18 protein-coding genes and 1 pseudogene are annotated in these 22682 nt (G+C 63.7%); 11 read left to right on the top strand and 8 right to left on the bottom strand.

What is annotated here, in order from left to right; translation table 11 throughout:
* Positions 1–130 precede the first annotated feature (130 nt).
* The 3 genes from FHS09_RS18440 to FHS09_RS18430 all read right to left on the bottom strand — a co-directional run bounded on the left by FHS09_RS18440 (position 131) and on the right by FHS09_RS18430 (position 4714).
* Positions 131–2752 (bottom strand): TonB-dependent receptor, encoded by a 2622-nt coding sequence (locus tag FHS09_RS18440; protein WP_183462647.1) that lies wholly within the window; start codon positions 2750–2752, stop codon positions 131–133.
* Positions 2753–3218: 466 nt separating this feature from the next.
* Complete coding sequence (locus FHS09_RS18435; RefSeq protein ID WP_183462645.1) at positions 3219–4022, bottom strand: iron chelate uptake ABC transporter family permease subunit; 804 nt, start codon at positions 4020–4022, stop codon at positions 3219–3221.
* Positions 4019–4714 (bottom strand): ATP-binding cassette domain-containing protein, encoded by a 696-nt coding sequence (locus tag FHS09_RS18430; RefSeq protein WP_246395123.1) that lies wholly within the window; start codon positions 4712–4714, stop codon positions 4019–4021. Before FHS09_RS18430 ends, FHS09_RS18435 begins: the two co-directional genes overlap by 4 nt.
* Before the next feature lie 388 nt (positions 4715–5102).
* Between FHS09_RS18430 and FHS09_RS18425 the strand changes: the two genes are divergently transcribed.
* Together FHS09_RS18425 and polA are read left to right on the top strand one after the other, a co-directional pair.
* Entirely contained in the window at positions 5103–5957 is an 855-nt protein-coding gene (locus FHS09_RS18425; protein WP_183462643.1) for a metal ABC transporter substrate-binding protein, read from the top strand.
* 103 nt (positions 5958–6060) lie between these two features.
* Complete coding sequence (gene polA, locus FHS09_RS18420) at positions 6061–8790, top strand: DNA polymerase I (protein ID WP_183462641.1); 2730 nt, start codon at positions 6061–6063, stop codon at positions 8788–8790.
* 431 nt (positions 8791–9221) lie between these two features.
* Here the strand turns inward: polA and FHS09_RS18415 are convergent, their stop codons facing one another.
* On the bottom strand, positions 9222–10232 hold the full coding sequence (locus FHS09_RS18415; protein WP_183462639.1) for a hypothetical protein: 1011 nt from the start codon (positions 10230–10232) through the stop codon (positions 9222–9224).
* A 78-nt stretch (positions 10233–10310) separates the two neighbouring features.
* On the opposite strand from FHS09_RS18415, the gene FHS09_RS18410 reads away from it, so the two are divergent.
* Genes FHS09_RS18410 through FHS09_RS18395 form a run of 4 tightly spaced genes read left to right on the top strand, consistent with a single transcriptional unit; the run spans position 10311 to position 14435 of the window.
* Complete coding sequence (locus FHS09_RS18410; RefSeq protein ID WP_183462655.1) at positions 10311–10958, top strand: phosphoribosyltransferase; 648 nt, start codon at positions 10311–10313, stop codon at positions 10956–10958.
* 46 nt (positions 10959–11004) lie between these two features.
* Entirely contained in the window at positions 11005–11670 is a 666-nt protein-coding gene (locus tag FHS09_RS18405) for a dienelactone hydrolase family protein (RefSeq protein WP_183462637.1), read from the top strand.
* The gene (locus tag FHS09_RS18400; protein WP_183462635.1) at positions 11648–12616 is read left to right on the top strand and encodes a ribose-phosphate diphosphokinase; all 969 of its coding nucleotides are present in this window, start codon (positions 11648–11650) and stop codon (positions 12614–12616) included. The genes FHS09_RS18405 and FHS09_RS18400 overlap by 23 nt, the downstream gene beginning before the upstream one ends.
* 1 nt (position 12617) lies before the next feature.
* Positions 12618–14435 carry an adenosylcobalamin-dependent ribonucleoside-diphosphate reductase gene (locus FHS09_RS18395; RefSeq protein WP_183462633.1) on the top strand — a complete coding sequence of 606 codons (1818 nt, stop codon included), beginning with the start codon at positions 12618–12620 and terminating at the stop codon, positions 14433–14435.
* Positions 14436–14577: 142 nt separating this feature from the next.
* Here FHS09_RS18395 and oadA read toward each other — a convergent pair.
* The 3 genes and pseudogenes from oadA to FHS09_RS18385 form a co-directional block, all read right to left on the bottom strand.
* A pseudogene (gene oadA / locus FHS09_RS18390) lies at positions 14578–16388 on the bottom strand (sodium-extruding oxaloacetate decarboxylase subunit alpha).
* A 36-nt stretch (positions 16389–16424) separates the two neighbouring features.
* On the bottom strand, positions 16425–16676 hold the full coding sequence (locus FHS09_RS23165) for a hypothetical protein (protein ID WP_343057518.1): 252 nt from the start codon (positions 16674–16676) through the stop codon (positions 16425–16427).
* Positions 16677–16684: 8 nt separating this feature from the next.
* Positions 16685–17842 (bottom strand): acetyl-CoA carboxylase biotin carboxylase subunit, encoded by a 1158-nt coding sequence (locus tag FHS09_RS18385; protein WP_281383181.1) that lies wholly within the window; start codon positions 17840–17842, stop codon positions 16685–16687.
* Between the two features lie 304 nt (positions 17843–18146).
* Between FHS09_RS18385 and FHS09_RS18380 the strand changes: the two genes are divergently transcribed.
* The 3 genes from FHS09_RS18380 to FHS09_RS18370 all read left to right on the top strand — a co-directional run bounded on the left by FHS09_RS18380 (position 18147) and on the right by FHS09_RS18370 (position 20246).
* Entirely contained in the window at positions 18147–19049 is a 903-nt protein-coding gene (locus FHS09_RS18380; protein ID WP_183462631.1) for a LysR substrate-binding domain-containing protein, read from the top strand.
* A gap of 564 nt (positions 19050–19613) precedes the next feature.
* Complete coding sequence (locus FHS09_RS18375) at positions 19614–20066, top strand: hypothetical protein (protein WP_183462629.1); 453 nt, start codon at positions 19614–19616, stop codon at positions 20064–20066.
* A 12-nt stretch (positions 20067–20078) separates the two neighbouring features.
* A complete protein-coding gene (locus FHS09_RS18370) occupies positions 20079–20246 on the top strand; it encodes a hypothetical protein (RefSeq protein ID WP_183462627.1) in 168 nt (55 codons plus the stop codon).
* A gap of 61 nt (positions 20247–20307) precedes the next feature.
* Here the strand turns inward: FHS09_RS18370 and yihA are convergent, their stop codons facing one another.
* Complete coding sequence (gene yihA, locus FHS09_RS18365) at positions 20308–20934, bottom strand: ribosome biogenesis GTP-binding protein YihA/YsxC (RefSeq protein ID WP_183462625.1); 627 nt, start codon at positions 20932–20934, stop codon at positions 20308–20310.
* Positions 20935–21066: 132 nt separating this feature from the next.
* Here yihA and FHS09_RS18360 point away from each other — a divergent pair, with 132 nt between their 5' ends.
* Positions 21067–21717, top strand: a complete 651-nt coding sequence (locus tag FHS09_RS18360; protein ID WP_183462623.1) for a c-type cytochrome — start codon at positions 21067–21069, stop codon at positions 21715–21717.
* 162 nt (positions 21718–21879) lie between these two features.
* Positions 21880–22566: a thiol:disulfide interchange protein DsbA/DsbL gene (locus FHS09_RS18355; RefSeq protein WP_183462621.1), complete on the top strand. Its 687-nt coding sequence runs from the start codon at positions 21880–21882 to the stop codon at positions 22564–22566.
* Positions 22567–22682: the final 116 nt, after the last annotated feature.

Below are 22682 nucleotides of genomic sequence, written 5' to 3'. Positions count from 1 at the left end.
AGTGAGATCCAGGACCTTATCTGAAAGACACGTTTGAGACTGCAAATCTCGGTATTTTTGCAGGATAACGTGCTTTTTTTATGCAACTACAGGGATAATTTACCGCAGTCGAAGCGGTGCTGATGGATTACTAGAAACTGTAAACCATCTTTCCGTAAATAAAACGACCACGCGGATCGTGCTGGCTCTGCACATAACCGTATAGATCGGAATCGCCGTCGCCGATGGCAAAGGGCGGCTCTTCGTCCAGGGCGTTGTCGGCGCCGAGACTCAACACCATATTCTGGAAACCGGTGTAGCGGGCCTGCAGGTTCAGCGTCACAAAAGCATCCACGGTGCGCGAGGAGTTGGTGTCGTAATCCAGGGTGCCGTCGAAGTCGATATCCGGGGTGTCTTCGAACTCGCCGATATAGTTCAGCCCCGCGGTGAATGCGAAGGTATCCCACGCCCAGTCCGCAGATGTGGACCAGCGATGCTGCGGGTACTCATATTCGCCAGCCAGGTCGCGGGTCAGGAAATTTTCGCCGGACGAGTCCAGCTCCACCCGCTCGAACTCCCGCAGGTAGGAGTAATCCAGGCGCAGGCCCAGATCGCCGCCGGCCAACTGCAGTCCTGAGTAGACCAGGCTGAGGTCGACGCCGGATACATTCTGCTCGCCGATATTGATAAAGCTGCTGTTGATGGACTGCAGCGAACCGAGGGAGTCCCCCGGCAGGGGTGCGGAGCGCACACATACGGTGCTGTTCTGGTCGTTACAGAACTGGCTGTACAGGTAGCCGAAGGGCACCTCGTCGATCTTGCCCTCCTGGGTGATTTCCCAGTAGTCCAGCGATAGCTGCATGCCGTCGATCGGCTTCAGAACGCCGCCGATATTGAAGGACTCGGATTCCTCTGCCTCCAGGTCCGGGTTGCCGGCGAACACGATGTTGTAATCGGTGCTGGCGCAGTAGGCGTCGTTGATGGCGCAGCCGTAGCTGTCGGCGAAAAAGATGGACTCCTGCGACGGACCCAATCCTATCTGTGCCAGGGAAGGGGCGCGGAAGCCGGTGCCCCAGGAGGCGCGCAGGGACAGCATATCGCTGGCGGTCCACAGCAGGTTGACCATCGGGTTGGTGGTGGTGCCGAAATCGCTGTAGTCGTCGTAGCGACCGGCGAGGGTCAGGTCCAGGCTGGCGGGCAGCGGTATCGCAAATTCCACGAAGGCAGAGGTGATGTCGCGGCTGGCGGAGGCGGATACCGACTCGGTGCCGAAAATCAGGCCGCGCTGAAATTGGTCGTCGGGGATATCGGAGGCCTCTTCCTCGCGGCGCTCGAGACCCGCGGCCATGGCGACAGCGCCGTTGGCTGTGTCGAACAGCTCGCCGTTGATGGTGAAGTCCACACTGGTGAGTTGCGATTTGCCCTGGCGCACCAGGCTGGTGGTGACGGCATCGATCACCGACCGCGGGTTCTGTACGCCGCCGAAGGGATTGTAGCGGCCCGCGTCGATTTCCTGCTGCAGCAGGTCGGTGCGCACCCAGCCCTGGGAGCGGTCGCCGGTCTGGGTGGACTCGCTGCGCGAGCGCTGTACCGATGCCTCCCAATCCCAGTCCGAGATGTTGCCGCGCAGACCGAAGACACCGCGCAGGTTGTCGGTCTCGATATCCCACTGGCGCGCGCCGGCATCCACGGTGCGGTACCGGAATATGTCAATCTCGCTGGCACCAGTGAAGGGATTGTCCGGGTGGTCCACCGGCGCCGTCAGGCCGGCGCTGTCGTCCAGCGGCGTGGGCGCGCCCTGGGCGACGGAGGTGTTGTGCTGGAAGGCTACTTCGGTAAAGAACTCGACGCTGTCGCTCAGCTGGTTTTTACCCAGCAGCAGCACACCGGTGCGCTCGGCTTCAGGGGTCAGCAGGGTCCAGGGGCCGTAGTCGTAAACACAGACCTCGCCGGCATTGCGTTCAGCCGGGCAGCCCGGATCGGGCACAATACTTCCGTCGACATTAAAGCTGCCCGGATAACCGCGGGATGAGCGGAAATCCATACCGCCACGGGAGGACTGGTCGGCGGTGTCCAGGCCACGGCGCTCCACACTCGCCAGGGTGCTGTTCTTGTGGTGGTCGAAGATCAGGGTCAGGTTGGAATTCTCGCCGTTGATTCCCCAGATGGCAGAGGTCGACTGCTCGTCGTAACCATCGGCGCCGCCGTAGTCGACGGAGATTTCCGCCCCTTCAAAATCGTCGCGGAGTACCAGGTTGACCACACCGGCCACCGCGTCGGAGCCGTAGATTGCGGAGGCGCCGTCCTTCAGCACCTCTACCCGCTCCACCGCCGCCAGCGGAATGGTATTGATATCGACAAAATTGGTGGTGATTCCCTCGGCGAAAGCGCTGATGGCCACGCGCCTGCCGTTGACCAGCACCAGGGTCGCATCGGCGCCCATACCGCGCAGGCTCACCGCGGAGGCGCCGTTGGCGGTGGAGTCCTGGTTGTTGCCGCGGGTGGAGAAAGTCCCGTTGCCCGCCGCCGGGTTTTTTTCGAACATCTGCTGCAGATTGGTGTAGCCGGATTTCTCGATGGCCTCCCGGTCCATCACCTGAATTGGTGTGGCCGTCTCAAATTCGGCGTTGCGTGCGATGCGCGAACCGACAACGGCAACTTCTTCTATGGCGGTATCCTCTGCGGCGAACAGGGTATTGGGTGCGGCTGCCGCTGCGGTGGCGGTCAGTATTGCGGTTACCAGTGCCCTACGATGAAAAATTTGCTTGTCCATGATCGGTGTTCATCCTTAATTTTGATTATGGGTAGGCGACCGAAAAGTGGTCGAAGGTCAACACTAGCAATGCCCGCAAAGCGAGACAATTGGTCGAAGACAGAAAGAGGTTTTATTGCGTGGGTTGGTGATCGGGATCGCAATGTTGTTGTGGCGGCAGATCCAAAATTGTACCGGCGTACAACCGGGTCAGTTTTAAAAGTACGGTACTGTCCAGTAGCAAGGGAACGAAAGACTGGGTGTTGGCGGGTAAAGCCTCGCTTCAAGTTTCGGTGTTCAGATCAAGGCGTCGTGTCGCCTGGTCGTGCACTGTGTCTGCTGTGGGAGCCTGCCCAGCAGGCGAAAAGAAGGTGCTAAATGGCAACGCATTATTCGCCAGCAGGGCTGGCCCCCACAGGGTGCGATCCATGGCTCAACAGCACTAAGGCTGGTTCCGCGAACTCCGAAACTTGAGTTGGGATAACCTTCACCGGTTTGGGCGCAACTGGGCAGCCAGAAATAATACGCCGGCTGCGAGCACAATCGAGGGGCCCGCCGGGGTATCCCAAAGAATCGACGCCAGCAATCCGAAAATTACTGCGCAGCAGCCGATTGCAGATGCGAAGATGGCCATCTGCTCCGGCGTACGCGAGAGCCGGCGGGCGCTGGCGGCGGGGATAATCAGCAGGGCGGTGATCAGCAGTATGCCCACCACCTTCATGGCGATGGCGATCAGCAGAGCCAGCATCAGCATCAGCGCCAGGCGGGTTTTTTCCACCGGTACGCCTTCCACCGCGGCCAGTTCCTCGTGCAGGGTAAAGGCCAGCAGTTTCTCCCACAGGAAATACAACAGCGTGGCGATCACAGCGGCAGCGATCGCCATTAATACCAGGTCCTGGCCGCCCACCGCGAGCAGATCGCCGAGCAGTAGTGATAGCAAATCGACGTTAATGCCGAACAGGCTCACAGTGACGATACCCAGCGCGAGCATGGAGTGGGAGAGGATGCCGAGCAGCGTATCCACTGAGAGCTTCTGCCGGCGCTGCAAGTAAACCAGCAGTATTGCCAGTGCACAGCAGCTGGCGCCCACGGCGATGGTGGGTTGGATCTGCAGGATAAATCCCAGGGTCACGCCGAGCAGCGCCGAGTGGGCCAGGGTGTCTCCGAAGTAGGCCATGCGCCGCCATACCGCGAAGCAGCCCAGGGGGCCGCTCACCAGTGCCACCAGCAGGCCGGCGGCCAGGGCGAACCAGAGAAACTGGGTCTGCAAGAGTTCGCTGAGCTGGGTCACTGCTTGTGCTCGTCCTGATCGTGTGAATGTGGATGAAGGATATCGCCGCCGAAATCGTGTTCGTGGTTGTGCTGGTGGGTATAGGGCACCACCTTGTCGCCGAACAGTTCCAGGTAGGCAGGGTCGCGGCTCACCTGCTCCGGGAGGCCTTCGCAGCAGATATGCTGGTTGATGCACAGCACCTTGTCGGTGGCCGCCATCACCAGGTGCAGGTCGTGGGAGACCAGCAGCACCCCGCAGCCCAGTTCGTCCCGCAGCGCGGCGATCAGCCGGTAGACCTCCCCCTGGCCGCCCAGGTCCACCCCCTGGGTGGGCTCGTCCAGCACCAGCAGCTGCGGCTTGCGCGAGGCGGCGCGGGCCAGCAGTACCCGCTGCATCTCGCCGCCGGAGAGTTCCGCCAGGCCGGTGTCCGCCAGCCGGTCCGCCCCCACCCGCGAGAGCGCCTCGCGCACGTCGACCTGCGGCTGGCCCAGCTGCAGGAAGCGCGCCACCGACATGGGCATGGAGGGGTCGATCTGCAGCCGCTGCGGCATATAGCCCAGGCCCAGGCCGGGGCGGCGCCAGACCTTGCCAGTGGTGGGCTTGCTCAGGCCCAGCAACAGGCGCAGCAGGGTGGTCTTGCCGGCGCCGTTGGGGCCGATCACGGTGACGATTTCCCCCGGTTGCAGCGCCAGGTTGATATCCTGCAGCAACTGCCGCCCGGCGATTTCCAGGCCCAGGTTCTCGGCGGTGATTAGCGGCTCGGTCTGACTCAGGGGGAAAATCTCCGCGGGAAGGTGTATGACTGGCAGGTGAAAGCTGGGTGTTATTATTAACCCGCGCGTCGGGTTAATAATGCGGCGCAGGGACGTGCCGCCGCCGGCCGCAGGCCGGCGCGAGCCCGCGAAATACTAGCAGATCCGCGCATCTGCGAAACCCCTCCCTGGGTTTCGCCCTGCGGGTCAGCTAAAGCTGACCAAAATCGTTCCCGACGATTTTGTGCGCCAGCATTTCGCGGGCGACGACCAAATAGATCAGGGATGATCTATTTGGTCGCCGGGTAATATATCATCGCATTCCTTTTGCCAACCCGTGAGCCAGATGAAGTCCGCCAAGCGCTTTTTTGTTGTACTCCTGTCGATTGTCGTCACCGCCTGCGGCGAGCCCCGGCCGCAGGGCGGAGAGTTGTTGGTCAGTGTGCGCCCACTGGCGCTGATCGCGCGGGAGATCGCCGGGCCGGAACTGCCGGTGCGCGCGCTGATCGCCAACGGCGACCCCCACCACTACGCGCCCAGTGTGGCGGACCGTGCGGCCCTGGAACGGGCACTGCTGGTGGTCTGGGTGGGGCCGCAGCTGGAGGATGTGCTGGCGAAACAGATGGCGCTGCTGCCGGCGGAGCGCCAGCTGCAGCTTCTGGAGGCAAATGGCTACGAGTATTCCGGGGCCTCGGTGAATGACGCTCACCTATGGCTGCGCCCGCGCAACGCCGCGGTGATCGCGGCGCAGATTGCCGAGCGGTTGGCGCAGTTGCAGCCGCAGCAGGCGGAGGTGTACCGCGGCCGCGCGCGGGATTTCTCCCGCCGTATGGCCAACCTGCAGAAAGTGCTGGAGCGGGCGCTCTGGGGTTACCGGGACGTGCCGGTGGCGGTGACCCACGATGCCTACGGTCACTTCTTCGGCCCCGCCGGGGTGAAGACCCTGGCCCTGAGTGACAGCAGCTTCAGCCGCCGCGGTGCCAAAACCCTGCTGGAACTGCGCGGTGTCGGGGATGGCTGCCTGTTCGGCGAGGTGCCCGCCAACAACCGCGATCGGCAGATCGCCGCCAACCTCGGCCTGCGCTACGCCACCCTGGACCCGCTCGCCACCAACCTGCCGGCGGATGCCGATTACCAGGCGCTGGTTGAGCAGCTGCTGGCGGACGCGCGCAGCTGCCTGGCGCAGATTCCCGACCGCTAAGCGGGTATGCTATCGACCTGACATTGGCCTGCGGCCAATATCCGCACATCCGTGTGCGGAAGGATTAACCCGTCGGGAAAAAATTTTTCAGTACAGAATCACTATGAGTAAAAACCAGTCCAATCGACCACCACTGATCCTGGTGGACGGCTCCTCCTATCTCTACCGTGCCTTCCACGCCCTGCCGCCGCTGGCCACCAGCAAGGGCAACCCCACCGGCGCGGTGCGCGGGGTGATCAGCATGCTGCGTCGTCACCTCAAGGAGCATCCGGACAGCACCGTCGCGGTGGTGTTCGATGCGAAGGGCAAGACCTTCCGCGACGAGCTCTTCGCCGAGTACAAATCCCACCGCCCGCCCATGCCCGACGACCTGCGCGAGCAGATACAGCCGATCCATGACCTGATCGATGCCATGGGCCTGCCGCGGCTGGTGATCGACGGCGTGGAGGCGGACGATGTGATCGGAACGCTTGCCCTTGAAGCTCTCCGGGAGGGACAGGAGGTGATTATCTCCACCGGCGACAAGGACATGGCGCAGCTGGTGCGCCCGGGCATCACCCTGGTGAACACCATGTCCAACACTTCGCTTGACAGCGAAGGTGTAAGAGAGAAGTTCGGCGTGGGCCCGGAGCTGATTATCGACTTCCTCGCCCTGATGGGCGACAAGTCCGACAACATCCCCGGAGTTCCCGGTGTCGGCGAGAAAACCGCGCTGGGTCTGCTGCAGAATCTCGGTAGCTTGAAGAACATCTATGCCAACCTGGACGCGATAGCATCATTAAGTTTTCGCGGAGCGAAAACTCTCGGCAAGAAAATGGCCGAACACCGCGAGGCCGCGGAGCTATCCTACAAGCTCGCCACCATAAAGACCGATGTGGAAATGCCGGTCCATCCCCGGGACCTGCACCACGGCGAACCGCACAAGGAACAACTCAAGCAGCTCTACGGTGAACTGGAATTCCGCGGCTGGCTGGAGGAACTGGATGGCGACAGCGTACAGGAAGTGGCACAGCAGGCTGCCGCCGAGCGGAATTATGAAATCATCACCGATATGGGGGATTTCGACCGCTGGCTGGAAAAACTGAAAAACTCGGAAGTTTTCGCCTTCGATACCGAGACCACCAGCCTCAACTATATGCAAGCCCGGCTGGTGGGCCTGTCCTTCGCCGTGGAACCCCAGGAGGCCGCCTATGTGCCCCTGGCCCACGACTATATGGGCGCGCCGGACCAACTGCCAATGGAAACGGTGTTGGAAAAACTCCGGCCGCTGCTCGAGGACCCGGCGCAGAAAAAAGTCGGGCAACACCTGAAATACGACAGCCATATCCTCGCCGGCTGCGACATCCAACTGCGCGGCGTTTACCGCGATACCATGCTCGAATCCTACGTGCTCGACAGCACCGCCAGCCGGCACGATATGGACAGTCTCGCGCTCAAGTACCTGGGCGAGCACACGGTGCATTTCGAGGACATCGCCGGCAAGGGGGCCAAGCAGCTCACCTTCAACCAGATAGAGCTGGAAAAGGCCGGGCCCTACGCCGCCGAGGATGCCGACATCACCCTGCGTCTGCACAATGAGCTGAGCACGCGCCTGGCCCGCGAGCCCTCCCTGGAAAAGGTGCTGGACGAAATCGAGATGCCGTTGGTTCCGGTGCTCGCGCGCATGGAGCGTTACGGCACCTATATCGACGCCGCGATGCTCGCCAAACAGAGCGGGGAACTGGAAAAGAAAATGCGCGACGTGGAGCAGCAGGCCTTTATCGTCGCCGGTGAGGAATTCAACCTCGGCTCCACCAAGCAGCTGGGCACCATCCTGTTCGAGAAACTGCTGATCCCGGTGATCAAGAAAACTCCCAAGGGCGCCCCCTCAACCGCCGAGCCGGTGCTGCAGGAACTGGCCCACAGCCACGAGCTGCCGGCGCTGATCATGCAATACCGGGGCCTGGCGAAACTGAAAAACACCTACACCGACAAACTGCCGCTGATGATCGATCCTGCCAGTGGCCGCGTGCACACCTCCTACCACCAGGCGGTGGCGGCTACGGGACGGCTTTCCTCCAGCGATCCGAATTTGCAGAATATCCCCATCCGCACCGAGGAGGGCCGGCGCATCCGCCAGGCGTTCGTGGCCCCCGAGGGCCGCGTGATCATCGCCGCGGACTACTCGCAGATCGAGCTGCGCATCATGGCGCACCTGTCCGGCGACAAGGGACTGGTGGATGCCTTTGCCCAGGGGGCCGACATTCACCGCGCCACCGCCGCCGAGGTGTTCGAGGTGGCGCCGGAGGCAGTCGACGGCGAGCAGCGCCGCCGCGCCAAGGCGATCAACTTCGGGCTGATCTACGGCATGTCCGCCTTCGGCCTGGCCAAGCAGCTGGGCATCCCCCGCGCCGACGCCCAGACCTATATCGAGCGCTATTTCGAGCGCTATCCCGGCGTGCGACAGTATATGGACAGCACCCGCAAGCAGGCGGCGGAAAAGGGCTATGTGGAAACCCTATTCGGCCGCCGGCTCTACCTGCCGGAAATCAACTCCCGCAACGCCATGCAACGCCAGGCCGCCGAGCGCACCGCGATCAACGCGCCCATGCAGGGCAGTGCCGCGGACATCATCAAGCGCGCGATGATCACCGTGGACGCCTGGCTGGCGGAACAAAAGCTGGCCAGCAAGCTGATCATGCAGGTGCACGACGAACTGGTGCTGGAAGTTCCGGAGGATGAGGCCGCGCGGGTAAGCGAAGGCATCACCGGGTTGATGCAGGGCGCTGCCAAGCTGGCAGTGCCGCTGATTGTGGACCTGGGGCGGGGGGCCAACTGGGACGAGGCGCACTAGCGGCCCCGCCCGCTTCCCGTTGTCTGTAGGAGCGGCGGGGCGGCCATCCGCCGTTGGCCGCGATCGTACGCGCTACGTAGCGGGATCGATCGCGGCCATGGGCCGCTCCTACGAGGGCTCTGTAGAGAGGGAAGAGAAATGCATCCTCAAAAGGGGCATTGTTCTACCGCCGTGCGCGGTGCCGCCAAAGGAACTGCCCCCTTTTGTAGGAGCGGCCGCTGGCCACGATCATGCGCGAGATCGATCGCGGCCAGCGGCCGCTCCTACAGATACTCATTCCCGCAGATAAAAAATTTTCTTTTTTTTACGATTTTTGGGGAACCGTTCCGGCGGCAGGCTCTCTAAACAGGCAAGATCGTTGGAATGCGTCATCATCCCCCAAGGAAGTCAGATGTTTCGCCCCGGTGCCCCCCCAAGCCCGGGGTGTTTTTTTATCTGCAATAGGCCAACGCAGCGTCCAGGTAGTCGCGGGTCTTGCGCCGCCATTTGTCCGGTTCGGGCACCTCGCCGTCCTGAAGGTGCGCCGCCGCCAGCTGCGCGCGCAGGAAGGCGCGGCGGCCTTTGTAGAAGCGCAGCAGCGCTTCCGGGACCTCGTCGCCGGCGTCACGGCAGTAACCCTCCAGCAGCACCTCTCCCAGATCCTTTCGCCCCAGCAGCTCGCACTCCAGTGCCAGGTAGCCCAGTTCGTCCACCGGGTCCAGGCAGCGCAGGGAGCGGCTGAATTCCAGGCAGTCGATGATCTGTGGCGGGTCGGTCAGGAAGCAGTGCTCCGGGCGCAGGTCGCCGTGGCCCTCGACGATTTTCCCGCCGTCCGCGCGCCGGGCCAGCAGTTCCGGCTGGTGCCGGATAAAGGCCAGCAGTGCCCGCGCGATATCTTCTATCTCTTCCTTCGCCAGCCCCAGTTCCGGCGCCAGCAAATCCCTGCGCAGCTGCTCGCAGTGGCGGCGCAGGCGCTCCAGGTATTGCTTCCCAATCAATGGAATCACTTCGGCGGTGCGGTAGAAATCGCACAGGCGCCGCAGCAGGGGGGCGAGGGTTTCCGCCGTGGTACTGTCGATGCGGCGGGGCAGGCTGGCCTCCTCCGGCAGTCGGCGCATCTTTACCAGCCACTCCACTGGCGCCCCGGGTCCGCCCAGGGTCAGCTGGTTCTCCGCAGTCAGTCGCAGGGCCAATACATCCAGGTAGACGCCATCGGTCAGGCGTCGGTTCAGGCGCAGCTCCTCGCGACAGTCGCCGTAGCGCTTTTCCAGGGTGCTGAAATCCAGATAGCTGGAGCGCACCGGCTTTTTCATTTTGTAGGCGAAGCGCTCGGTCAGGAATACCCGTGCCATATGGGTTTCCACCAGTTCCACCCGACGGGCGCCCTCCGGGTAGCTGGTGGGCGAGAGCAGGAAGCGGGTCTTCTCGCTTAAGCCCGGTGTCTTCACGGGGAAATCTGTCATAAGTCGGATTTCTAAGGCGCCTGTTTGCTAGTCTAGTTTTATCGACCACTCAATGAGCTGTACGAGGGCCGGGTTGTGATGACGCCCTTCGAGAACCGCACCGAGGCCGGCCGTCAGCTGGCTGAATCTCTCCGCCACTCTTTTGGTGACCGCAAAGACCTGATCGTCCTCGCGCTGCCCCGCGGCGGCGTACCCGTGGGCCTGGAGGTGGCGCGCGCGCTGAAGGCGCCGCTGGATCTGATACTGGTGCGCAAACTGGGGGTGCCCGGCCACAAGGAGCTGGCCATGGGGGCCATCACCAGCCACGCGCGGGTACTCAACGAAGAAGTGATACGCAGCTGCGGTGTCAGCGATGAGGCGTTGGAGGAAGTGGCCCGCGAGGAACAGCGGGAACTGGAGCGGCGCGCGGGGCGCTACCGCGGCGACAGGCCCTGGCCGGAGCTCAAGGACCGCTGCGTGATCCTGGTGGACGACGGCATCGCCACCGGTGCCACCATGGAGGCGGCGGCGCGCGCGGTGCGCGAGCAGAAACCCGCATCCCTGGTACTGGCGGTGCCGGTGGCGCCACCCGAAACATTGCGGCGGTTTTCCTCCCTGGCGGACAAGGTGGAATGCCTGATGACCCCGGAAGCCTTCTGGGCAATCGGCGCCTGGTATCGCGACTTCTCCCAACTGAGCGACGAACAGGTGATCGCGATGATGCGCGAGGCGGAGGAACAGCCATGAGCGAGGCGGGAGGATCAGCCATGAGCGAGGCGGAGGATGTAGAGCCATGAGCGAGCGCGAAGTAACCGTCGATGCGGCCGGTGAACGGCTGGAGGGATTCCTTTCATTGCCGCCGGGTACGGAGTCCCTGGTGCTCTTTGCCCACGGCAGCGGCAGCAGCCGCTTCAGCCCGCGCAACCGCATGGTGGCGGAGCAGCTGAACCAGGCGGGTATCGGCACCCTGCTGTTCGACCTGCTCACCGCCGACGAAAACCGGGTCGACGAGGTCACCCGCGAATTCCGCTTCGATATCCCGCGCCTGGCCCGGCGCCTGGCGGCGGCGGTGGACTGGGCGGCGGGTGAGCCGGACACCGCGGAGCTGAACTGCGGCCTGTTCGGCTCCAGCACCGGCGCCGCGGCGGCGCTGATCGCTGCTGCCGAGCGCCCCCGGCGAGTTGGGGCGGTGGTGTCCCGCGGCGGTCGCCCCGACCTGGCAGATGAGGCGCTGCCGAAAGTGCAGGCGCCAACCCTGCTGATCGTCGGCGGGGAGGACCTCCAGGTGATCGAACTCAACCGTGACGCGGCGGCGTGCATGACCAACGATCCGCACCTGGAGATAGTGCGCGGTGCCACTCATCTGTTCGAGGAGCCCGGTACACTGGAAGAGGTGATTCGCCTCGCCATCGACTGGTTTCAGCACTACCTGCGCCATGCCACCGCTAAAGCTGTTTAGCCTGGATTCCGGCGCCGACTTTGCCCGCAAGGTGGCAGACGCCCTCGGCGAACTCCTGGCTGAACACGAGGAGCGGGACTTCGTCGATGGCGAGCACAAGCTGCGCCCCCTGGACGACGTGGAGGGAGCGGATGTCTACCTGGTGCAGTCCCTGTACAGCGATGGCGAACACAGCGTGAACGACAAGCTGGTGCGCCTGCTGTTCTTTATCGGCGCGCTGAAGGATGCCGGCGCCGCCCGGGTCAGCGCGGTGATTCCCTACCTCTGCTACGCGCGCAAGGACCGCCGCACCAAGCTGCGCGATCCCCTCTCCATCCAATACCTGGCCGGGCTGTTTGAATACACGGGGACGGACTGCGTGGCGACCCTGGACGCACACAACCTGGCCGCGTTCGAAAACGCCTTCCGCTGCCGCACCCTCCACCTGCCGGCGCAGCCGCTGTTTGTGGACTTCGCCGAGGCGCAGCTGCGCGACGACGACGGACCGCTGGTGGTGGCGTCGCCGGACGTGGGCGGGGTCAAGCGCGCCGAGGCTTTCCGCCAGGCGCTGGGCGAGCGCCTGGAGCGGGAAATCGGCAGCGCCTTTGTGGAGAAGTACCGCAGCGCGGACCAACTGAGTGGCGGCACCCTGGTGGGTGAAGTGCGCGATGCCAGCGTACTGATCGTCGACGACCTGATTTCCGGCGGGGGCACCATCCGCCGAGCCGCGGATGCCATGCACAAAGGCGGCGCCAGGCGCATCTTCGCCCTGGCCAGCCACGGCCAGTTTTGCGGCGACGCCCTGGAAAAGCTCGGCCGGCTGCCGCTGGAGGCGATCGCAGTCACCGATTCGCTGCCGCAGGCGGACGGCTCGGACAAGCTGCAGGTGGTCAGCTGCGCGCCACTGCTGGCGGAGGCCATCCGCCGCCTCCATGAAGGGGGTCCGGCGGTGGAGTTGAGCCTCTGATATGCACCATTTCGAGGCGGAGATATCCCGCTTTATCTGGGACACCAAATACCGCCACCGCAACGGCGAACAGGTATTCGACAAATCGGTGGAGGACAGTTGGCGGCGGGTGGCCAATGCCCTGGCCGGGGTGGAGCCCGCGGATCGGAACCTCTGGGCCCAGCGCTTCTACCGCAACCTGGAGGGGTTCCGCTTCCTGCCCGGCGGGCGCATCCTCGCCGGCGCCGGTACCGGCCATCAGGTTACCCTGTTCAACTGCTTTGTGATGGGGGTGATCGAAGATTCCATGGACGCCATCTTCGATCAGCTCAAGGAGGCCGCGCTGACCATGCAGCAGGGCGGCGGTATCGGCTGCGACTTTTCCACCCTGCGCCCGGCGGGCAGCCGCGCCCACAAAACCGGCACCATCGCCTCCGGCCCCGTGTCCTTTATGCGCATTTGGGACAGCATGTGTGCCACCCTGTTATCCACCGGCAGCCGGCGCGGCGCCATGATGGCCACCCTGCGCTGCGATCACCCGGATATCGAGCGCTTCGTGGCGGCCAAGAAGGACCCTCGGGAGCTGCGCCATTTCAACGTCTCGGTTCAGGTGAGCGATGACTTTATGGCCGCGGTGGATGCGGATCGCGACTGGCCATTGGTGTTTCCCGAACAACAGTTGGAGGGGGAGGGTGGTGAACTGCTGCCGCGCCGTTGGACCGGTGAGCTGGCCGCGGTGCCCTGTCGGGTGCTGAAGCGGGTGCGCGCCCGCGAACTGTGGCACAAGATCATGCGTGCCACCTACGACTACGCCGAGCCCGGAGTGCTGTTTGTCGACCGTATCAACCAGCACAACAACCTCCACTACCGCGAACAGATCACCGCCACCAATCCCTGCGGCGAAATCCCCCTGCCGCCCTACGGCGCCTGCAACCTGGGGTCGGTAAACCTGACCCGCTTTGTGCGCGAGCCGTTTACCGAGCACGCGGACCTGGATTGGCCCGGCATCCGCGACTGCGTGGGCCTGGGAGTGCGCATGCTGGACAATGTGATCGACCTGTCCCGCTACCCGCTGCCGGCCCAGGCGGAACAGGCCCGCGGCAGCCGGCGGCTGGGGCTGGGAATCACCGGGCTGGCGGACGTGCTGATTATGCTGGACCTGAACTACGACAGCGAGGCCGCGCGCACACTGGCCTGGCAGGTGATGAAAGTACTGCGCGACACCGCCTACGGCACCTCCATCGAGTTAGCGGCGGAGAAGGGCAGCTTCCCATTCTTCGAGCGCGAGGCCTACCTGGATGGTGCCCACGCCCGCGCGCTGCCGGAGATGCTTCGCGAGGGCATTGCCGCCAAGGGCCTCCGCAACAGTCATCTGGTGGCCATAGCCCCCACCGGCACCATCAGTCTGCTCGCCAACGGCGTGTCCAGCGGTGTGGAGCCGGTGTTCGACTTCCAACACCGCCGACGGGTGTTGACCCCGAACAGTGACTACCGGGAGTTCGATATCACCGATCCCGCCTACCGGCTCTGGTGCGAGCTCGGTAACGACCCGGAGACGCTGCCGGAAACCTTTATCTCCGCGCGCAAGCTGTCGCCGGGCGCCCACCTGGAGATGGAGGCGGCGCTGCAGCCCTATGTGGACAACGCCATCTCCAAGACGGTGAATATTCCCGAGGACTATCCCTTCGAGGACTTCGAGTCCCTCTACCGGGAGGCCTTTGAGCTGGGCCTGAAAGGCTGCACCACTTTCCGCCCCAACCCGGTCACCCAGGCGGTGCTGATCGGGGCGGACGATATTCCCGCGAGCCATTGCTGCGATATCGAGCGGGAAGGCGAATAATAGTCGGGCGCTTTAATTGACTCATCATACCGGCGCATGCCGGTATCCAGTCTGTTGACTCCTGGGTGTTCATACCGGATCAGGTCCGGCATGACGTTCTGGCGCCGGAACGACGAGAACAGGAAAACAAAAATTTCCCGACTTACCCCGCCTCTATCTCTATCAATACCTCCCCCGGCGTCACCCGATCCCCCTTGGCCACATGGATGGCGGTCACCACGCCGTCGATGGTGGCCTGCACCTCCGCCTCCATTTTCATCGCCTCGGTGATCAGAACCGGCTGCCCGGCGGCGATATGGTCGCCTTCCTTCACCAGCACTTCCACGATATTGCCCGGCATGCCGGTGGTGACGTGGCCCGCCTTGGTGGCCTGTTTTCGACCGCTGCCGCCCTCCGCCCGGTATTCATTGAGCGGTTCGAACACCACCTCCTCCGGCATCCCGTCCAGGGTCAGGAAGAAATGGCGCTTGCCGGTGCCTTTCACGCCCACGCCGGTGATCGCCACCTGGTAGCTCTCCCCGTGCACGTCGATGACAAACTCGGTGGGCGTCCCCCCGTCGGCGGTTTTGAGCTGGATTCCCTCCGGCGGCAGCAGCGGCTCCGGCTCCAGGGTGCCGGCGGCGCGCTGCTCCAGGAAGCTTTTGCCCAGGTCGGGGAACATGGCATAGGTGAGCAGGTCCTCCTCGCACTTCGCCAGCTCGCCGATCTCCGCGCGCAGTTTGTCCAGCTCCGGCGGCAGCAGGTCGGCGGGGCGCACGTCAATGACTTCCTCGCTGCCCACCGCGCGCTGGCGCAGTTCTTCGTTCACCGTGCCCAGGGGTTTGCCGTAGTGGCCCATCAGGTAGCGCTTCACCTCGTTGGTAATGGTCTTGTAGCGGCTGCCGGCGAGCACGTTCATCACCGCCTGGGTGCCGACGATCTGCGAGGTCGGCGTTACCAGTGGCGGGTAGCCCAGGTCTTCGCGCACCCTGGGGATTTCCGCGAACACCTCGTCGATGCGGCCCAGTGCGCCCTGTTCTTTCAGTTGGTTGGCGAGGTTGGACATCATGCCGCCGGGGACCTGGTTGATCTGCACCGACACGTCCTCGCGGGTGAACTCGCTCTCGAACTGGTGGTACTTCTTGCGCACTTCCCGGAAGTGCCGGGCGATGTCGTTCAGCAGTTGCAGGTCCAGCCCGCTATCGCGCTCGGTGCCCGCCAGCGCCGCCACCATCGTCTCGGTGGCCGGATGGCTGGTGCCGTTGGCGAAGGCGGAGATGGCGGTGTCGATGTGATCCACGCCGTTCTCGATGGCCTTCAGCTGGCACAGCGGCGCCAGTCCCGAGGTGCCGTGGCAGTGCAGAAACAGCGGCAGGTCCAGCGCCTGTTTCAGCGCCCCCACCAGCTCGCCGGTGGCGCCGGGGGTGAGCAGCCCGGCCATGTCCTTGATGGCGATGGAATCGCAGCCCATATCCGCCATGGTCTTCGCTTGTCAACGAAGGTGTCCACCCTGTGCAGGGGGCTGGTGGTGTAGCAGAGGGTGCCCTGGGCGTGCTTGCCGGATGCTTTCACAGCGCGGATGGCGGTCTCGATATTGCGCAGGTCGTTCATGGCGTCGAACACCCGGAAGACGTCGATGCCGTTCTCCGCCGCCTTGGAGATGAAGGCCTCCACCACGTCGTCGGCGTAGTGGCGGTAACCCAGCAGGTTCTGGCCGCGCAGCAGCATCTGCAGGCGGGTGTTGGGCAGGGCCTCGCGCAACTTGCGCAACCGCTCCCAGGGGTCCTCCTTGAGGAAGCGCACACAGGCGTCGAAGGTGGCGCCACCCCAGACCTCCAGGGACCAATAGCCCACCCGGTCCAGCTTGTCGCAGACCGGCAGCATGTCCTCGGTGCGCAGGCGGGTGGCGATCAGCGACTGGTGGCCGTCGCGCAGGACCACATCGGTGATCTGTATCGGTTTGGCGTTGCTCATGGTTGTGCTCCGTACTTGTTTTGGAGAGCCACAGGGCTACAGGCCGGCGTGGGCGGCGATGGCGGCGGCGATGGCCAGGGCGACGTCCTCCGGGCGGCTGCGCTCCGAATATTCGAGCAGCTCCGGGTGCTGGTCGACAAAGCTGGTGTCAAAACTGCCGGCGCGGAAATCCGGGTGCTGGAGGATCTGCCGGTAATAGGGCGCGGTGGTCCTGATGCCCTGCAGGCGCATATCGTTGAGGGCCCGCTCGGCGCGGTTCAGCGCCTCCTCCCACTGCAGGCTCCACACGATCAGCTTCAGGCACACATGGAATCGAAGTAGGGTGGAATGTCGTAGCCGGTGTAGATGGCGGTGTCCACGCGCACGCCCGGGCCGCCGGGCGCGTAGTAGCGGCTGATGTGGCCGAAGCTGGGCAGGAAGTTGTTCTTCGGGTCTTCCGCGTTGATGCGCAGCTGCAGCGCGTAGCCGCGATAGCTGATGTCCTGCTGGCGGTAGCCCAGGGGCAGGCCCGCGGCGATGCGGATCTGCTCGCGCACTATGTCCACCCCGGTGATCTGCTCGGTGATGGTGTGCTCCACCTGCACCCGGGTATTCATCTCCATAAAGTACACCTGGTTGCCGGCGAGCAGAAATTCCACAGTGCCCGCATTGACGTAGCCCACTGCCTCCGCGGCGCGCACCGACAGCTCGCCGACGTAGGCGCGCTGCTCCCGGGTGAGCTGCGGCGACGGGGCTATCTCGATCAGTTTCTGGTTGCGGCGCTGCACCGAACAGTCGCGCTCGAACAGGTGGATGGTATTGCCGTGGCCGTCGGCCAGCACCTGCACCTCTATGTGGCGTGGATGGACGATGCACTTTTCCAGGAAGACGTCGGCATTGCCGAACGCCTTGGTGGCTTCCGAGATCACCCGATCGTAGTTGCGCTTCAGTTCCCCCTCGCTGTCGCAGCGACGGATACCGCGGCCGCCGCCGCCGGAGGTGGCCTTCAGCATCACCGGGTAGCCGATGCGCGCGGCCTCGCCGAGGGCGTCTTCGACGGTGGCGAGATTGCCCTCGCTGCCGGGGGTGACCGGCACGCCGGCGGCGATCATCGCCCGGCGCGCTTCGGTCTTGTCGCCCATGCGCCGGATCACCTCCGCCGAGGGGCCGATAAAGACGATGCCGCGCTCGGCACAGATTCTCGCCAGCTCCGCGTTCTCGGACAGGAAGCCGTAGCCCGGGTGGATGGCGTCGCAGCCGGTCTCCACCGCCAGGTTGACGATATGGTGGGGGTTCAGGTAGCCCGCCAGCGGATCGCTGCCCAGGCTGTGGGCCTCGTCGGCGCGTTTGACGTGGAGGGCGTACTGGTCCGTCTCGGTATAGACGGCCACCGAGCGGATGCCCATCTCGGCGCAGGCGCGCACGATGCGCACCGCGATTTCCCCCCGGTTGGCGATCAGGATTTTTTTGAACATGCCGTTTGCTCTCCCGCTGTTTTCCCGGATTTAGGGGCTGGGAAACAGCCGACAAGCTAGCGAATGATGACGGGGAAGAAAAATTGATATTAGGATAAAGATCTATAAGTAATTCTTTATGATATCTATTCCCTCCCTGTAGGAGCGGCCGGGGGGGGGGGGGGGGGGGGGGGGGGGCGCCGCCCCCCCCCCCCCCCCGCCCCCCCCCCCCCCCGCCCGCTCCTACAGGGGGATATCGGAGATCCCGCTATCCACAGTGTGAGTAGTTACTATCTGTGAATGCCCCGGGCATAGGGCCGCAATCGTGAAACCCTCCTACCTCCACCGCCTAACCCTGCGCCAACTGGAAATCTACCTCGCGGTCTGCCGCCTGCGCAGCTACTCCCGCGCCGCGGATGAACTGGCGCTGACCCAGCCCGCGGTCAGCGCGCAGATCCGCCAACTGGAACAGCTGGTGGGCGAGCCCCTGCTGGACTATGTGGGTCGTCGGGTCTACCTGACGCCGGCGGGAGAACTGCTCGAGCGGGCGGCGCGGGAACTGCAGCAGCGGTTGGTGGCGGTGGAGATGGAGCTGGCGCAGTTGCAGGGGGTGACGCAGGGCACGCTCAGCATTGCGATCGAGTCCAGCGCGCAGTATTTCATGCCCGCGGTGATCGCCGACTTCTGTGCCAGCCACCCGGCGGTGGATGTGCAACTGGAAGTGGTCAACTGCGCCCATGCACTGCGGCGGATCGCCGAGCACCGGGACGAACTGGCGGTCACGGGCTCAGTGCCCGAGGACCGGGCGCTGGCGTTTATCCCTTTCCGCGAAAACCAACTGGTTGCACTCGCCGCGCCGGACCATCCCTTCGCCGGGCGCGGCTCCCTGAGCCCGCTGGACTTCGCCGGGGAAACACTGCTGGTGCGCGAGGCCGGGTCCGGCACCCGCCGCATCTTTGCGCAGCATCTCCAGGAGCAGGGAGTGCGCTCTTTCCGCAGTCGCCAACTGGGCTCGCTGGAGGCGGTAAAGGCCGGGGTGCTGGCAAAGCTGGGCGTCGCTGTGCTGCCCCTGGACAGCTGCCGTAGCGAGCTGGAACAGCAGAAGCTGGTGTCGCTGTCGGTTCAGGGATTCCCCCTGCGGCACTCCTGGTGTGCGCTCTACCCCCGCGGCAGGCACCTGACGCCGGTGGGGCAGCGTTTTCTGGACCATTTACTCGGCGGGAAGTGAGCGCCCGGCAGCCCTTTAACGCTTCTTTACCGCCGGCCGGGGAACCCGCGCCAAAACCGCCCCTCTAAGTAGACAGGTCGCAGGATGGTGCCCCTAACCCAGACAGTCAGCTTTCCCCTCGCCCCGAACAATATCGGGGCTCTTTTTTTTGTAGGGTTCCCGATTTGTGAAATAAATTGCCGAGGCAGTTGCACCGCAAATTTTATGGGGAAACCGGTGTCCCCAGCTTAAGCTTCAAATACGATTGGAAGCGGGAAAGATTGGGCGAGAGCCCAAAAAGGCGTATCCGTCCCCCTGGATGCGTCTTAAGTGCCCATCCCCAAGGGCACAGACTCCTGGCCGGCAGTCCCCATCTGCCGGCTTTTTTTTGCCTTCTCAGCACCTTCCATCCCCTCCCTCCTGTAATTCTGGCGGCAAGGGTCTAGCCCGGACATTGCACCACGCCGCTGAGCGCGCAGATCTCGGCGCGATCATCACGGCCCGTGGCGCAATATCCGGACTAGACTTTTGTTGCAAATGATAATGAGTCGCATTAGCATGAATTATGGTTTGGGAGACTTGCTTATGAATTTGAAATTCTTGTGCGCCAACCACCGCCAATGGTTGACCTCTGATACCCAGAGGTCGGAGCGCTATTGGTTGGACTGGATGGAGCAGGGCTGTGCGCTGTTCGACAGCGGAAAATACGGCGAGGCCGCGCCTTATTTCGGCTGTGCTTACGAACTCGCGGATTACCTGCTGGCGGAGAGCTGGCCCAGCTATCCGGTGGCGGTGAGTCGCTTCACCAACTGTGTGGTCTCCCTGATGTCGGCCTACCGGCAGCAGAGAGAGACTGGCCTGTGCAATTACCTGCTGGTGGGCGCCAGCTCACGGCTGGCCCGGGAACTGCAGCGCGACCGCAACTGCCAGGTCACCGCGGACTGTATTGAGGCGCTGTACCGCAGCGAACCGCGGATTCCGAAACACTACGAGCTGGCCGGCCGCAGCGGGGGCGCGCAGCTGAACACCTATCACTGAACCGGGGTAGCCATGGAATCGCGCTATCTGAAAATAGAGATCAGGGAGGACACCCTGGCGCTGCTGCTGTTGCAGCGGCGCCTGGTCGCGGAGGAATTGCGCGGGCTGACTCCGCGGGCGCGCAGGCAGTTGCGGCGGTTGCTGCTCAATTCCCTGCTGACTCCTTCTATAAGATCTTGATCTTTAGGAGCGGTCAGGGCCCGTGTTATCGGCGGGGAATGATCGCGGCCAACGGCCGCTCCTACAGGGTCTCTGCCAGCCACCCGTTCAGCTTGCGTTCCAGCTTGTCCAGCCCGGTCTTCTTGGTGGCGGAGAAGGTCTGCACCGTCACCCCGGTATCCAGCCCCTGTTCCTTCAAGGCCTTTTCCACCGCGAACCGGGCATTGTTGGCCGGGCCGTTCTTCAGCTTGTCCGCTTTGGTCAGCAGTATATGGACCGCCAGGCCGGCAGTGTTGGCCCAGGTGAGCATATGCAGGTCGAACTCCTTGAGCGGTTGGCGGATATCCATCAGCAGCACCAGTCCGCGCAGGCATTGGCGCTGCTCCAGATAGAAAGCCAGGTGGCGCTGCCACTCGTCCTTCATCGACCGCGCCACCTTGGCGTAGCCGTAGCCGGGCAGATCCACCAGGCGCTGCTCGTCGCTCAAGCGGAAAAAATTGATCAGCTGGGTGCGCCCCGGGGTTTTGGAGGTGCGCGCCAGTTTGCTGTTGCCGGTGAGCGCGTTGATCGCGCTGGACTTGCCGGCGTTGGAGCGCCCGGCAAAGGCCACCTCGGCACCGCTGTCCGGCGGGCACTCCGCCAGGGTGGGAGCGCTGGTCAGGAACTGCACTGTGCGGAAATTGATGGGTTCTGGGGGGGCTTCAGACATAGGAGTGCACCGGGTACCTTCGCTTGGCGCGCAAGTATATAATGCCGCGGTTTTTGCGTCGCAGAACTCTTTTTGTTGGAGTTAGAGGGGGCGGCGCCAGATGGCATATTTCAGCGCGCAACGGGACGACGTATGAACAGCATTATAAAGAACACCGCTCTGCTTCTCGGTCTGGCGATGGCCACGCCCTTCGCCCTGGCGGCCGGGGATGCCGCCGCCGGCAAAGCGAAGGCCGCGGCTTGTGCCGCCTGTCACGGTGCCGACGGCAACAGCCCGGCCCCGACTTTCCCCAAGCTGGCCGGCCAGGGGGAGAAGTACCTGACCAAGCAGCTCATGGATATCAAGAGCGGCGAGCGCAGTGTGCCGCAGATGGTCGGGCAATTGGATAACTTCGACGAGCAAGACCTGCAGGACATCGCCGCCTACTTTGCCTCCCAGCAGGCCCAACTGGCCGGTTCCGAGGCCATGTCGGTCATGCTCAACAACGGCGAGAAGGTGGATGGGCTGGAGCTGGGGCGCAAAATCTTCCGTGCCGGCAACCCCGAGGCAAACGTGCCGGCCTGCATGGGCTGCCACTCCCCCACCGGCAAGGGCAACGCCCCGGCTGGCTATCCTCGCCTCTCCGGCCAGTATGCCGAGTATGTGGAGACCCAACTGAAAGCCTTCCGCGAGGGCACCCGTGCCAACGACGGCGATACCCGGGTGATGCGTAGCGTCGCCAAGCCGCTGTCCGATGCTGAGATCAAGGCCCTGGCGAACTATGTGGCGGGCCTGACTGACTGATTACCCGCTGTCATTCTTCCAAAAGGCCGGTCCGAGACCGGCCTTTCGCGTTTTGAGTTTCGCTTCCTTGCTTCCTGGCCGGGGAACTTCAATAATCTGCGCTGTCCTACTGAGTCGATCGGCCCGTTTGCGGGGTCGCGAGAATAACGATTGGAGAAGACTATGAGAGCCGTTGCCGCCCCCCTTTCCCTGCTGTTCACCCTGCTGCTCAGCCTGACCGCCTGTGCGCAGGAGAGCGGCCAATTCAAAGAGGGCCAGCACTACCAGGTGTTGCCGCAGGCGGTACCGCAAAAGGATGACAGCAAAATCGAAGTGACCGAGCTGTTCTGGTATGGCTGTGGTCACTGCTACCACTTCGAGCCGATCCTTGAGAACTGGAAGAAGGGTGTGCCCGAGGACGTGGCGCTGCTCAAGGTTCCCGCCATCTGGCAGCCGGTGATGGAAGTGCACGCGCGTATGTACTACGTGGCCGAAGCCATGGGCGTGCTGGACAAGATGCACCAGCCTATCTTCAACGCCATCAACAACGAGCGCAAAATGTTCGCCACCCGCGAAGGCCGCGAGTGGAACCCGGACCTGAAGGCCATCGAGGCGCTGTTCAACCAGCACGGCGCCGATGGCGCCAAGGCCGCCAAGCTGATGAACTCCTTCGCCATCAGCAGCAAGGTGAAACAGGGCTCCGCCAGCCAGCGCGCCTACCAGCTTTCCGGCACCCCGGAAGTGGTGGTGGCCGGCAAATACCGCATCAGCACCTCCCTGCCGGGCTTCAAGGGCAAGAGCGACGGCCAGCAGATGATGCTGGAAGTCGCCGACTACTTGATCGCCAAGGAGCGCGCGGACAAGGGCTGAGCCGGCCCCCGCTTCCCCAACCCCGCCCCGTGCGGGGTTTTTAACTCAAGCCTTAGTGCCATTGGGGCATGGGACCGCACCCTGTGGGAGCCAGCCCTGCTGGCGAATAACGGGGT

This window comes from Microbulbifer rhizosphaerae (assembly GCF_014191725.1).
GTDB lineage: Bacteria > Pseudomonadota > Gammaproteobacteria > Pseudomonadales > Cellvibrionaceae > Microbulbifer > Microbulbifer rhizosphaerae.
This window is presented reverse-complemented; position numbering and strand designations above follow the sequence as displayed.

Excerpts from the sequence above, each read along its gene's own strand:
- FHS09_RS18440 (WP_183462647.1), bottom strand. The coding sequence starts at position 2,752 with ATGGACAAGCAAATTTTTCATCGTAGGGCACTGGTAACCGCAATACTG.
- yihA (WP_183462625.1), bottom strand. The coding sequence starts at position 20,934 with ATGTCTGAAGCCCCCCCAGAACCCATCAATTTCCGCACAGTGCAGTTC.
- FHS09_RS18370 (WP_183462627.1), top strand. The coding sequence starts at position 20,079 with ATGGAATCGCGCTATCTGAAAATAGAGATCAGGGAGGACACCCTGGCG.
- FHS09_RS18395 (WP_183462633.1), top strand. The coding sequence starts at position 12,618 with ATGCACCATTTCGAGGCGGAGATATCCCGCTTTATCTGGGACACCAAA.
- FHS09_RS18405 (WP_183462637.1), top strand. The coding sequence starts at position 11,005 with ATGAGCGAGCGCGAAGTAACCGTCGATGCGGCCGGTGAACGGCTGGAG.
- FHS09_RS18385 (WP_281383181.1), bottom strand. The coding sequence starts at position 17,842 with ATGTTCAAAAAAATCCTGATCGCCAACCGGGGGGAAATCGCGGTGCGC.
- FHS09_RS18410 (WP_183462655.1), top strand. The coding sequence starts at position 10,311 with ATGACGCCCTTCGAGAACCGCACCGAGGCCGGCCGTCAGCTGGCTGAA.
- FHS09_RS18415 (WP_183462639.1), bottom strand. The coding sequence starts at position 10,232 with ATGACAGATTTCCCCGTGAAGACACCGGGCTTAAGCGAGAAGACCCGC.
- FHS09_RS18375 (WP_183462629.1), top strand. The coding sequence starts at position 19,614 with ATGAATTTGAAATTCTTGTGCGCCAACCACCGCCAATGGTTGACCTCT.
- FHS09_RS18400 (WP_183462635.1), top strand. The coding sequence starts at position 11,648 with ATGCCACCGCTAAAGCTGTTTAGCCTGGATTCCGGCGCCGACTTTGCC.
- FHS09_RS18425 (WP_183462643.1), top strand. The coding sequence starts at position 5,103 with ATGAAGTCCGCCAAGCGCTTTTTTGTTGTACTCCTGTCGATTGTCGTC.
- FHS09_RS18360 (WP_183462623.1), top strand. The coding sequence starts at position 21,067 with ATGAACAGCATTATAAAGAACACCGCTCTGCTTCTCGGTCTGGCGATG.
- polA (WP_183462641.1), top strand. The coding sequence starts at position 6,061 with ATGAGTAAAAACCAGTCCAATCGACCACCACTGATCCTGGTGGACGGC.
- FHS09_RS18355 (WP_183462621.1), top strand. The coding sequence starts at position 21,880 with ATGAGAGCCGTTGCCGCCCCCCTTTCCCTGCTGTTCACCCTGCTGCTC.